Genomic DNA, 12,887 nt, shown 5'->3' on the forward strand with positions numbered 1-12,887 from the left:
ACCCATTTAAACTATTTTAATCTTCAACTCCTCGATTAAATCAGTTAATTTCATTTTTGCAATGATTTTGGTACTGTTTTCAAAGTAGATATCAGCAACATTTGAAACCAGGCAGCAACTGGAAATTCCCAGTTTGCGTAGAAATATTAATTCACAGCTTTTTGCCTTAAATTTAGGATAATATTCTTCTAATATGTTCAATATCATATTACCTTCATCAAAATTGATTTTTCCTTCATCAAACATTTTATCTAAGATGTAAAGAAATAGTATGGTTTCAAAATCCAGCTTTCTGGTTTCACCTTTTTTTGCAGTATAGAAATCAAGGGTTGTTTTTGAAACAATGTTCTGCTTCATCAGGTCCTGACTTTCCATTACTATTTCCATTAGATTTGGGGATAACATGTCTGCCAGGTTGTCTAAGGAAATATCTCCTTTCATGTTCTTTATTTTCTCGATTCTATCGATAATCTTCTCTTTTGGAAAAAAGGTTTCCTGACCGGTGTAGGTAGATTTCCGGATAAACCATTCCTCTGGGATTAAATTTTTCCTTTTCCAGCGGTATAACTGGCCATAGGAAATTTGGGTTAATTCTAGTAATTCTTTTTTGGAAATCAACTCTTCTTCCATTTTTTAACACCACATTACATTAGCGTAACAAAACACTGTTACATAGATCATCATACTTAGTATTTAAAGGTTGCTCATACGAACAGTCCGTACAATAGAAAAGTATATAAGCATATACTTATATAACATGTGTTATGCTTAGGATTAATTCCAAGTCAACATTGGAGTCTACCGAAGAACTGGAGGAAGTGCTTAAAGCCCTGGCCAATGTCAACCGGTTGCTACTTATCTACTCCCTGGCCTCAGGGGAGGTGGAAAAAATCAGTGTAACCCAGGTATCAAAGAACATGGGCATAACTCAACCTGCAGCATCGCAGCATCTGAAAGTCCTGAAAAATGCCAATATACTCATTGCACACAAAGAGGGGAACTTCATCTACTACAGATTCAACAGACGCTCCATGGAAAAACACCAGAAGCAAATTGATTTTTTATTCACCTGTGCATTTGCCAAGTGTAGTCAGCTGGAAAAGGCCAGCTGCAAACATTCGGAAAAAAAGGAAGAATAAAGGCCTAAAATTAGGGTCTGAATTTTTTTAACATCTTCCAATCATTAATGCAATATTTAAAGATTTTGAATCAAATTGAGAGTACTTAAATCATTATTAAAAATACATCCTAAAAATCAAAACAAAAAATTAAAAACATCTCATTAACCTGTGAGTGATAATATGACCGAAATAAACGCAAATGAAGAATTACCTGTGTTAGTTTTACCAGATATGGTTTTATTACACGAAACTAACATGAACCTTAAAATAAGTAGAAAAATGGGGAGGGAAATACACGACCGTGTTCGTGATCATGATTACTTTGGTATAGCCGTAGCAACCAAGGAGGGGTTACCTGCCCGGTTTTACTCAGAATCTGACATTTACCACACAGGAACCCTGGTAAAAATCGAAAACGCCACTGAAATGAGGGACTTTTACCACCTTAAAGTGGAAATCATAGAAAGAGCAGAAATTGACGAACTCATCAAGGATGGTCTAAGTTACCAGGCTAAATACCATTTAATACCAGATATTGATGATTTAGATAAGGATAACCAGGCAGAAATCTTAAAACACGTACGCTACCTGGTCTCAGAGATCAGTGAAAACTTCAAAGAATCCAAGGCCTACGCAGAGCAAATCAATAAAATGGACGACGTGGGTAAGGTAATAGCCAGCCTATTCCCCTACATGAGACTATCCCTGGAAGAAAAACAGGACTTCCTGGAGACACGCTCACTGAAAGATAAAAGCTTAAAATTCCTGGACATCCTACTGGAGCAGAAAGAGTCCATCCAGTTCCAGATGGAAATGGCCGCCAAACTAAACGAGGAAATGAACAAAAAACACCGGGAAAACCTCCTGAAAGAGCAGCTCAGGGTGATACAGGATGAACTCTCTGAATCTGAAGGAACCCATAAAAAGGATTACCGGGAGTTAATCGAAGAAGCAAACATGCCTGAAGAGGTGAAAGAGGTTGCCCTGGAAGAAGTGAACAAACTGGAACGCCAGGGACCCAACAGCACTGAAGAAAACGTCATCCGAAACTACCTGGACCTTTTAACCAGTCTCCCCTGGGGTGAAAGCCAGGTTAAGGATATTGATATTGAATCAGCCAGAGAACTCTTAAACCAGCAACATTACGGTCTGGACAAAGTCAAAGACAGGATCATCCAGCACCTGACAGTGATGAAACTCAAAAAGAACAAACAGGGCTCCATACTCCTCCTGGTAGGACCACCCGGAACCGGTAAAACCAGCCTGGGAAAGAGCATTGCCGAAGCACTACAGCGTGAATACGTACGTATCAGCCTGGGTGGTGTGAAGGATGAATCTGAAATCAGGGGTCACAGAAGAACCTATGTAGGAGCACTACCTGGTCGAATAATCCAGGGAATGAAACGAGCCGGTACTCGAAACCCGGTGTTCATCATGGATGAAGTGGATAAACTAATGGCATCTTACAATGGAGACCCAGCCAGTGCCCTCCTGGAGGTGTTGGACCCTGAACAGAACAACACCTTCTCTGACCACTACCTGGAAGTACCCTACGATCTATCCGAAGTGTTCTTCATAGCAACTGCCAACTCCCTCAAGGGAATACCCGGCCCATTAAGGGACCGTATGGAAATCATAGAAATAGGCAGTTACACCAGCCATGAAAAATTCCACATAGCCCGAAACCACCTGGTTGATGAGGTCTTGGAAGACAACGGCCTGGATGAGACTCAGATACAGTTTGAAGATGAGGCCATAAAAACCATCATTGAAAAGTACACCCGGGAAGCAGGAGTAAGGGGACTTAAACGTCAGCTGGCAACTGTGGCCAGGGTGGCCTCAGAAAAAATCGTACTGGGAACTGTAGACCTGCCTTACGTGGTTAAAGAGGACATGCTCTACGATCTTCTGGGCCATGAACTCATACAGATCAACATGGCTGGGAAACACAACCCACCCGGAGTGGTAACTGGCCTGGCCTGGACACCAGTTGGTGGAGACATACTGTTCATTGAAGGAGCATTCATGCCCGGAACCGGGAAACTACTCCTCACCGGACAGTTAGGTGATGTGATGAAGGAATCCGCCAAGATATCCCAGAGCCTCATACGCTCCAGACTGGCCTTCAACCTGAAGAGTGTAGAATTCGACAAACAGGACCTGCACATACACGTACCATCCGGGGCCATACCCAAGGACGGACCATCAGCAGGTGTGGCATTACTGACCACCATAGCCTCCCTGGTCACTGGACAGACTGTGGACCCCAAACTGGCAATGACCGGTGAAATCTCCCTCCGAGGAGCAGTACTGCCAGTGGGTGGTATCAAAGAGAAGGTATTAGCCGCCCACCGTGCTGGAATAGAAAGGGTTATTCTGCCTGAAGAAAACCTTAAAGACCTGGATGATGTTCCAGATGATGTTAAGGAAGAAATGGAATTCATACCAGTTAAAACAGTGGAAGATGTTATAGGGGAAACCATTGGCATTGAACTACCAAAACCTTTGCTTCTGGACATGTCCACTGACACCTTAACTGGTGGAGCAGGCACTTAAAGTCCCTGAAATTTTACAGGTCCTTAAAAACCTAAGTATATTCCGTGGATGTTTACGGCTTAAAATCAGTCTGTAAGTCCATAAAACTTGAAAATTCCACCATTCATCCTGCAGGGTGATTTGGTGGAACTCTTTATTCTTCTTTTGAATTAAATGATTCTTATAAATTTAATTCTTAATTCCATAAAACTTGTATTAACTTCTTATAATCCAATTTTAATTTATAATCCTAATTTCTACTTCTTAAAAACCTAATTTTTATCTTTTTAACCTTCATTTTAGTTAATAAATTTCATTTTTTTACCCAAATTTTATATTTTATAATAAAGAAATAATAAATACATAAGAGGGGGTTTTAATGAACACTGAAGGTGCTCACCATTACATTGAAAAGGGCATTGAAAGCTGGTTAGATCATAAAAACTATTTTGAAGCTATTGACTTTTTTCCCGTGCCTTGGAATTTGAACCCCATAACCCTGATGCCCATCTATTAAGGGGAGCAGTGTACGTTGATGTTGGTGACCTGAACCTGGCTTTGAAGGATTATAATAAAGCTTTAGAATACAATCCTGAAAATGTTGGATTATTTTTTGATAAAGGAACAGTTTTATTCTATTTGGGTGAGTATGATAAGGCCATACACTCCTATGAAAAATTTCTATCTCGAGAACCCCGTGATGTGGATGCACTCTATTTCAATGGGTTGGCTTACCATTTTCTGGGGAAAAATAAAACCGCTCAGAAATTAATTGATGAAGCATTGACTTTGATTGAAAAATCTGATGATCTGTACCCTGATCTGTGTAATGCTAAGGGAGAAATACTTTTTGATCTTGAAAGTTACCCGGATGCAATTGATTATTTCAACAAAGCTGTAGAATCAGATCCTGCTTCCTTTATTGCTCTCTACAATACTGGGAGGGCATTCTATGAAATGGGAGAACTAAAATATGCCCTCAAGTACATTGAAGATGCCTTAAAAATAGAGCCTAAAGAGTGGGATGTACTGAATTATAAGGGCCTTATACTGATGGATATGGGTGTTAATGAAGATGCTATTGAATGTTTTGATAAAATTATAAAACTGCACCCTATTTACTTCCCTGCATGGTATAATAAAGGAGTGGCTCTTAAACAGCTTGGAAGAACTGAAGAAGCTTTAGATCACTTTGATCAGGCTATAAAACTCCTTCTTGATAAAAAACCAGGTATGACTCGGGGGATGTGTTTGAAAAGTTCCAAATGAAATGGATGTTATCTTCCCATGATGAGATTGTTTTAGCGACCAGTTTATTTACGTGGTTGGTTTTTTCTAACCATTCCATTTACATGATAACTTTTGTGAGCATTTTTTTCACATGGTTTGTTAATTTCCCAGTTCCTCATTTTCAACCGGTTATGGCTATTCTTATCACTGTATTTCAGGTTATGTCTTTTTTAGTTCAACCACAATTATCTGGGGCCTTGCAAAAAACCGTAAGGGCAGCATGGTTGTTCCTATACCATTACTAACGATTAAAGTGCTGTTATTCTCTTCAATCACTCCAGTCCTGTATTTATTCCCGTAATCAGAATGAGTGACTGGTGCCCATAGGCCGAAAAATGTTACCTGCCCACCATGGGTGTGACCAGAGAAAACCAGGTCCACCTTGGACTTATCCACATTGGGGAAATAATCAGGATTATGGGTAACCATAATAACGAAGTCCTGGGGTGTAACCACTGAAGTGGTGGCATTGGGGATCTGAACACCGTTGTTGTAATCACCCACACCTCCAAGACGGATCCTGGAACCGTTTTCCACAATCCAGGTTCCCTTATTGCCAATGTAAGTAATTCCGTAGGTGGGAATGGCGTTCAGGGTTTTATACTGGGGATCTTTATTCCCTAAGACTGCGTAAACACCCAGGGGTGCTTTAAGTTTGGATAGTGACTCAAAGGTTGAGTTAATATTGGCAGAATCCCCATCCACATAATCTCCTCCCAGGAGTATTAAATCGGGGTTTAGAGCATTAACCTGGCTGACCACGCTGTCGATCCGGTCCTGACTAAAATCAGGACCAGCATGAATATCTGATAGGAAAACAATGGTTTTCCCGTCAAACTGGCTTGGAATCTGATCAGATTCAATGGTCACATACTTGGTTTCAATCCAGTATGGCTCGATGAACATGTAAATCCCCAGGAGGATCAGTAAAATTAAGAATATATAACGTTTTTTAAGCAAATTGGCACCCTGTATTTAATTATTTATTTAGTTAACTGTTTATTTTAATTAAAACGTGAATATGATCTGGAGTGGTAGTTAATTTCAGATGATTTATAACGAGTTCCTACTTTGAACTAGATAGGATTTTAAAATAAATAAGCTTTCGGGTTGGTAGGGAATGATTTTTGAGAGATTTTCATCCTTATTTTTGAGAGATTTTCATCCTTATTTTTGAGAGATTTCAACTCATTTTAAAGAGATTTTCAACTTTTTAATACCCAAAGATAAGTAATACTTTAGTTTAAATAATTATTTATAATATGGGGATCATATTATTATTTACAAAAGTAGGAGGCATGATCTTATGGAAGATGATTTAAAAAATTTGGTTTTAGGATTCAGAAAACACACCGGGAAAACCCAACGCCAAGTTGCCCGTGAACTGGGAGTTCCAATGGATATTGAAACAGCACTGGAAATGGGAACATACAAACAACCCACAGAACAGCTCTTAGGGAAAATCGTGAATCTTACCTCTAAGTGTGATGTAAAAGACCTGGTTCACATTGGAAGAGGGTACAGGATCATGGATGAATTAGGTCCTGACTTCAAATATTACATCCGTGGACTGGAACAGGAGAGGGGTTTTGATCATGAGGAACTCCACAGTCAACCTGAAGAAGAGTTCTACCGTATCATAGGAAGTGTGAATCTGGATGAGTTTGATGTGGTCAGTGCGGGAAGAATAACCTGATTATCTGGACATTCAAAATTTTTATGCAAAAAAAAGATTTGTAAGGGAATTTTAGGAATTTCCTTTTTTCTTTAGAATTTACTTTATTTTTAATTGATACTCTTATTTTAAAGACTTGATACTATTTTAACTCAAATCAAAGTAATAGCTCCATCCAAATTCCCTGAAATCCTCCTAACCAGTCCTGGAATGGTGGAGGTGATTATGGTATGATCTGCATTTTGTGATGCTAATTTATCATCTGATGAGGCCCCAATGACAGTGGATGGGAGTTCTCTATTTAAGATGTCCACAGTTACCTTCTCCACCCATGGATCTTTATCACTGATGATGATCTCATCCATATCCTTGTTGAGTTCTCTGGCTAAAGCCCATGACACGAACCTGCCTCCAATGAGTGCAGCACTACTACCTGTTAAACTTTCATGAATACTCTGGATGGTCCTTTGAACTTCAACCTTTTCATAAATGGGTGAATTGGGAACCACTGCCCAATGGGCATCTCCCAATGTGAACTCTCCTATTTTCTGTGGATAAACATTTTCAGGACCCACTACCTTAATTGAAGAGGCCAGTGCTTCTAGTTCTCCCCTCTGTATTGGTACGTTGGTCAAACCTGGTTTGAGTTCTTCTTTGATTATTTTAATAACCCGTGGAAGTCCAAAATTACCTTTTTTCGCAGTTCCTGGACTGTATCCGCACATGTATCCATGGTGGTTACTGGGAAAACCAGTGATTATGGCGTTAAGTCCTGCTCGCAGACCCACACGACATTCATCTTCATAGGCACCGTTGGTGGCCACGATTTTCCCTGGAACCAGTATACGTGCCATGGCAACGGCCTTGGCAAAGCTATCCAAACGGTTACTGGATTGGTTAAATGGTCCTCCCTCCAGTACAAAGATGTCCGCCCCCAATTCAAGGGCTTTACTGAATCCGGTGACCAGATCATCGTATCCATCTCCAATGAACATGATGGCCTCCACTCCTTTACCGTATTCCTGGGCAAGACTAGCAATTTCTTCAGCCTCTTCCAAGGGTGCAGCATGACCTTCCCCACCCTGGGCACTGGTTACATTAATGGCCACAGATGATGAACATTTAATCCATTCTTCCCTCTCGTCCTGTGCAGCTTCCTCTTTATCCACGAGTCTGGCGTGGATCCTGTCCCGTGGACATTCCTGAAATGGTGGGCCCTGATTATAACACTGTCCCGGGCATTTAACAATCTCCCTTGGGAAGCGCATGGCTCCGAAACGACCAAAGTGGTCCAGGTCCAGTGGAACATCAGTGGCTTCTCTAACTTCTCTAAGGATATCAATACCCCGCATGTTGTTAGCTTCGGCAATATCAGCAAAGGCATAGGCACATACATGGATGGAAGCACCAAGCATGTTGGATAACATGCAGTTACCCATGAGTTCATCTCTTCCCAGGTCAGAGGCACAGGTACCAACCACGATCTCAGTCAGATCACATCCTATGGGGAATTTTTTGAAGTTCATTCCCAGCTGGGTGGCCTCAGCAGTGGATAGTTCGGAAACTGCATCCACCACATCGTTGACATTTTTATTAGCTTTACTAAGTTCAAGAGCTGAATCCATATCATTTACTGCTTCTTTGACTATATCATACACAAAAATCACCTTTAGACTTTTCCAAAGTTTATAAAATCTTGATTATGTTTATCAATAGCTTTATCAGTCCAGATTTGGCCTTTTTCTATCTAATTATAATAATTGGTTAAGCTATTTAAAAGTTAGTATAAAAAGTAGTTTAAGTATTACAAACTTGTTTGGTTACTGTATAAAACTCATACCCAACCCAACTTTTTTGCAGGGTATTGATTGGGTTTTGATTTTAAAATAAATTGGAGATGGATTATCTAGTAAAGGGAAGTGATTGATTCACTCAAACATCTTACGCATGCACCGCCTGATGGTACCTTCAGATGCCCTTTCCCCCATTAAATTCAGAAGTTCCTTTGATAAGGCCTGGGCAGCCACCAGGTTGGTTGGTTTTATATCTGCATCCCTGGCATTTTCCATCAACTCCGGATCCAGATTGGATAAAGTTTCTAAGGCTGCATCTAAATCTTTCTGTTCATCTAAAAGGTGCATAGAACTGGCACTTTTAACCAGTAACTCTGGATGCATTGCTTTTAAGAGGCCATTAACTCCAGATGACTCCACCAGGGAGGCCATGGTCTGCAGGGTCATGAGTATCTGTTTTTCAACCATTTCCTGGGGTGCCTTAATGATCCTGGTGCCCACTTGATAGTAGTCCAGAACCCCTGAAAGGGTCACTGCAGTTACCAGGGATCCCATGTCCGCCACTGCCGATGAAACATCCGCAGGAACAACGTAAGCATCTTTATTGCAGCTTTTAACCAGGTCCTCGCACTTTTTAATCTGTTCCGGTGTGGCTAAGTCCAGATCATTGGTGGTGTGGCCTCCAATCACATAGTGGCCATGTTGGGGAGTCCCAGGAACGGCTGCAGGGTGCATGGAACTTATTCCCACATCTTTTCTTTTTCTTTTAATCTCCACTTCCAGCACATAGTACAGTACCAGGGGAGAAACAGTGCAGGTGTTGGTAATCACACCACCTTCTGGAAGGTGAGTTATGATATTTTTAGCAATGTTAAAGGTGGGTTTACCAAAGGGTGTGAAGAGAACCGCTATTTCTGCATTACGGGCAGCTTCAGCATCGTCGGAGGTGACTATCACCCCACTATCTTCTACTGTTTTCCACATATCAATAGTAAGCATGCTCCGATCAGGTTCTGCAAGGTAAACATCATGACCTGCTTTTTTAAATTCAATTGCCATCCTGCTTCCCCCATAAGGAGGGGTTCCCCCGTATTTTTCTGGTAATTTCAGTTGATTAACATAAAGTTCCTGATTTCCAGCACCATAAACTGCTATTTTCATTTTTTTCACCTTTGAAACTACACAAGGTTGATATTATTAATTTAATTCGATATTCTTGGTTTAATGTAATTTTGATCAATTTGAAATCCTCAGTTTAGTTTGAAAATAACTACTTGATATCCTCATTTTAATCTAATATTCTCAATTTAATCTGATATCCTCATTTTAATCAGATATTCTTAATTTAGGATAATATTCGTAATTTGGACTTATTTTCCTAATTTAGGTCTATTATTAAATTTATTCGTGATTAAATGGCTTTATTAATCTTATTTTTAAATTATGGATAAATAAAATAAATTTATTTAAAAAAAATGAAAAATTAGAATCTGTTCAGTGGTTGGATTCTTTGGGGAATTTCCTTTGGAGAGGTCCTTCTGATTTTATGGTATTACTGAATTCTTTCATTGTTTTCTGGAACTTTTCACCCTCAGAGGCTGAGATCCATTCAAAACGGAACCTTTCTTTATCAATACCAAATTCTGGCAGGAGATCTTCAATCATTTTAGCCCTTCGTTTCCATTTGTAGTTCCCTGCATCGTAGTGACAGTCGCCCATATGACAGCCTCCTACAAAAACACCATCTGCTCCCTCTTTGAATGCTTTGAGTATCATTGATGGGTTGATTCTACCGGAGCACATCACCCGTAAAATTCTGACATTAGGTGGGTACTGCATTCGGGCAGTACCTGCAGTGTCTGCACCTCCGTAACAACACCAGTTACAACAAAATCCCAATATTTTTGGATCATTTTCAGACATTATTATCACCTTAATTTTAATTTTCAGCTCTTAAAGATTCCTCTTAAAGATTCAACATATTTTAATCCAATTTATGAACTTTCAAATGCTTTCATTTTTATTCCTTTTCTGGACTGTACAGTGGGGGTAATTCTTCACTCACACCAGCTACGAATCCAGTTTCACCTTTGTACTTTTTCTGCATTCTGTGATAGATTCGAGCCAGTGGGATCTCCATGGGACACACATCCTCGCACTGTCCACAGTTTACACAGCTGAAACTCATATGGGACAATCTAACTCCCTGGAAAGTGAGTGGATCTGGTGTTATTTCATTTTCATCAGCATAGAAATCTTTTTCAAGGTCACATTCTTTACAGAAACACAGTGGACACACATCCCGACAGGCATAGCATTTTATGCACCGGTTCCAGTATTCATCCCAGTTATTAGGGGCGGGATAATTTTCTTCCAGATATTTATCCTGGAATTTACGGGCTAACTTTATCATCACTCCCTCAATCTTCTCTCTTATGGCAATTGCTTTTTCCGATGGGGTTTTAACTTCTAAGTATCCATTTTTCCGGGCATTTTCCACCAGTTCCCTGCCTTTTTCAGTCACAACTTCAATGAAGGTCCAGCCAGGTTCTGCTCCCCAGTTTCCACAGGCCAGATTTGCGTTTCGAGGTATTTTCAGTTCGCATCTCTGGCAGTTTTTCCGCCTACCGTACTCTTTTTCTTCTAGTTCATCAATTTCAACAGCTTTATGGGTCCCGTCGGATAATTCTATGATGAATTTACCTTTATCGATTTCTTCGGCCACTACGTCTTCTGGGTCCACATCATAGAACATTTCGATCATTTTCCGGGCAGTGATGGGCATCACTGTACCTCCACAGTTAAGCCCTACCTTGTAGATGGCATTGCTGTCGATCTGGTGCCTTTTTTCCAGTTCCTTTATGGCCATGGCATCGCAGGGTTTCACACTGACTGCCAGTCGCATGTCAGCTAACTGTTTACTTATCAGATCTCCGAACATGGTTGGTGCACAGTGCAGGGATCCGCAAGTTTCTATTAGGTCATCTGAATTCTCAAGCAGTGTGGGGATACCATCGTATACATCGTCTCCTCTGGTGAGTGTTAAAACTCCATCAACCAGTTCCTGGTCTAGAAGATATTTAAATAAAGCGCTGACAGCACCTCCACATTCTCCTTTTTTGGCTATTTCTTCGTCTTTTGCTTTGGCAAGTAAAAATTGTGGTTCCATTTTATACACCTTACAACTCCAGTCCTGTTTTTTCAGCCAGTTCCATCATAATGTTCACGTCGTCCTTGGCATCTCCTGGTGCTTCAACTATTTTTGAGATTTTTTGAGTTTCTCCAGTGGTGCTGGTGAATGATCCTGACTTTTCAGCCCAGCAGGTTCCTGGTAAAACCACATCAGACATCAAAACAGTTTCAGTAACAGAATAACCTTCTGTAATAATGAAATCCAAGTTTTTCATGGATTCACCCAAGTAAGATGCAGGGTCATCACCTACCACGTACAAAAGTTTCACCTTTTCCAGGATCTCCTTCAATTCATCTTTATTCAATGCAGGTAGATGGTTCATAGCTCCTCTACTGTTGCAATCTTCAAGTACGGGTAATATTTTGGCATCAGAATCCTGGAAGATTTTAAGGACATTTTCAAATTCTTCTCTGGTTTTTAGATTCTCAATCAGGACTGTGGATGATTCATTGAGTTGGGGAAGGATTTTTTTACTAATTTCTGAAAATTCAGACATTGATTCTACCTGTATGTATTCATCAGAATTTATTCCGGTGAGTGTTTTTTCAAATAAATCCACAGATATTATATTGGCACCATTCTCGTGTGCTAAAATAACTCGACGGCCCAATAAAGGGTTTTCTTTTAAAACATCGCCTATTATCATGATAGTACTTGAGTTTTCAACGTCGTCTAGGGTGGCTGTTTCAAAATCAAATGATGGAACAGTCCCTGCATTGTAACCAACGTTTTCAACACCCATTGATTTGGCGAATTTTTTCAGGGTTTCATATTCCTTGTTGGTGCAGTTTCCAGAGGCAATAATTCCAATTTCACTTGGAGAATACGATTTCATCTTTGAACCAGCTGCCCCAAGGGCATCATCCCAGCTTACCTGTTCTAAACCTGTTTTTTTTATCAGTGGATTTTCTAAGCGGTTTTCATTCAATATATGGAATGAATCTCTTCCTTTTTTACAGTTTTTTCCCTGGTTTACCGGATGTCTTTTGTAGGGATAAGTTCCCACTGCTTCCTGGTTTTTGATTATAAGGTTCACTCCGCATCCTACACTGCAGGATGGGCAGATGGTATGTGCGATTTTCAACATTTGTACACCTGTTTTTTTTTAAATGGTTTTTGATCATAATTGAGGTAATCTTAGACTATCTAAATGGTCTTTAGGGGCTATCTAAATAGTATTTAGGGACATATGATGTTTTTTAGACGTCTAAGGTTTGAAATTAACAGTTATTTTTCTTGAATGTGGGTTTAAATATGATTTGAAGCGGTATTGAATGTTT

At 40.0% G+C, this 12,887-nt stretch carries 12 protein-coding genes; 5 read left to right on the forward strand and 7 right to left on the reverse strand.

Annotated features, from left to right (window positions below; all coding sequences use genetic code 11):
* Positions 1 to 6: 6 nt before the first annotated feature.
* Entirely contained in the window at positions 7 to 630 is a 624-nt protein-coding gene (locus A994_RS07670; RefSeq protein WP_004030853.1) for a YhbD family protein, read from the reverse strand.
* Positions 631 to 764: 134 nt separating this feature from the next.
* On the opposite strand from A994_RS07670, the gene A994_RS07675 reads away from it, so the two are divergent.
* From A994_RS07675 to A994_RS07685, 4 genes are all read left to right on the forward strand, one after another.
* Positions 765 to 1,139, forward strand: coding sequence for an ArsR/SmtB family transcription factor (locus A994_RS07675; protein ID WP_048204155.1), 375 nt, complete (start codon positions 765 to 767; stop codon positions 1,137 to 1,139).
* Between the two features lie 162 nt (positions 1,140 to 1,301).
* Positions 1,302 to 3,677, forward strand: coding sequence for an endopeptidase La (gene lon, locus A994_RS07680; protein ID WP_004030857.1), 2,376 nt, complete (start codon positions 1,302 to 1,304; stop codon positions 3,675 to 3,677).
* A 358-nt stretch (positions 3,678 to 4,035) separates the two neighbouring features.
* On the forward strand, positions 4,036 to 4,173 hold the full coding sequence (locus A994_RS13290; protein ID WP_004030858.1) for a hypothetical protein: 138 nt from the start codon (positions 4,036 to 4,038) through the stop codon (positions 4,171 to 4,173).
* Positions 4,134 to 4,925 carry a tetratricopeptide repeat protein gene (locus A994_RS07685; RefSeq protein ID WP_081580333.1) on the forward strand — a complete coding sequence of 264 codons (792 nt, stop codon included), beginning with the start codon at positions 4,134 to 4,136 and terminating at the stop codon, positions 4,923 to 4,925. Before A994_RS13290 ends, A994_RS07685 begins: the two co-directional genes overlap by 40 nt.
* Positions 4,926 to 5,105: 180 nt before the next feature.
* Here the strand turns inward: A994_RS07685 and A994_RS07690 are convergent, their stop codons facing one another.
* A complete protein-coding gene (locus A994_RS07690; protein WP_004030862.1) occupies positions 5,106 to 5,852 on the reverse strand; it encodes a metallophosphoesterase in 747 nt (248 codons plus the stop codon).
* 400 nt (positions 5,853 to 6,252) lie between these two features.
* Here A994_RS07690 and A994_RS07695 point away from each other — a divergent pair, with 400 nt between their 5' ends.
* Positions 6,253 to 6,642: a hypothetical protein gene (locus A994_RS07695; protein ID WP_004030864.1), complete on the forward strand. Its 390-nt coding sequence runs from the start codon at positions 6,253 to 6,255 to the stop codon at positions 6,640 to 6,642.
* Between the two features lie 131 nt (positions 6,643 to 6,773).
* On the opposite strand, the gene hmdC is transcribed toward A994_RS07695, so the two are convergent.
* The 5 genes from hmdC to A994_RS07720 all read right to left on the reverse strand — a co-directional run bounded on the left by hmdC (position 6,774) and on the right by A994_RS07720 (position 12,694).
* Positions 6,774 to 8,279 carry a 5,10-methenyltetrahydromethanopterin hydrogenase cofactor biosynthesis protein HmdC gene (gene hmdC / locus A994_RS07700; protein ID WP_004030865.1) on the reverse strand — a complete coding sequence of 502 codons (1,506 nt, stop codon included), beginning with the start codon at positions 8,277 to 8,279 and terminating at the stop codon, positions 6,774 to 6,776.
* A gap of 270 nt (positions 8,280 to 8,549) precedes the next feature.
* On the reverse strand, positions 8,550 to 9,575 hold the full coding sequence (locus A994_RS07705) for a H(2)-dependent methylenetetrahydromethanopterin dehydrogenase-related protein (RefSeq protein ID WP_004030867.1): 1,026 nt from the start codon (positions 9,573 to 9,575) through the stop codon (positions 8,550 to 8,552).
* Between the two features lie 333 nt (positions 9,576 to 9,908).
* Positions 9,909 to 10,337 carry a hydrogenase iron-sulfur subunit gene (locus tag A994_RS07710; RefSeq protein WP_004030868.1) on the reverse strand — a complete coding sequence of 143 codons (429 nt, stop codon included), beginning with the start codon at positions 10,335 to 10,337 and terminating at the stop codon, positions 9,909 to 9,911.
* A gap of 97 nt (positions 10,338 to 10,434) precedes the next feature.
* A complete protein-coding gene (locus tag A994_RS07715; RefSeq protein WP_004030869.1) occupies positions 10,435 to 11,583 on the reverse strand; it encodes a Coenzyme F420 hydrogenase/dehydrogenase, beta subunit C-terminal domain in 1,149 nt (382 codons plus the stop codon).
* 10 nt (positions 11,584 to 11,593) lie between these two features.
* Positions 11,594 to 12,694, reverse strand: coding sequence for a molybdopterin oxidoreductase family protein (locus tag A994_RS07720; RefSeq protein ID WP_052309306.1), 1,101 nt, complete (start codon positions 12,692 to 12,694; stop codon positions 11,594 to 11,596).
* Positions 12,695 to 12,887 lie beyond the last annotated feature (193 nt).

Source organism: Methanobacterium formicicum DSM 3637 (assembly GCF_000302455.1).
Classification (GTDB): Archaea; Methanobacteriota; Methanobacteria; order Methanobacteriales; family Methanobacteriaceae; genus Methanobacterium; species Methanobacterium formicicum_A.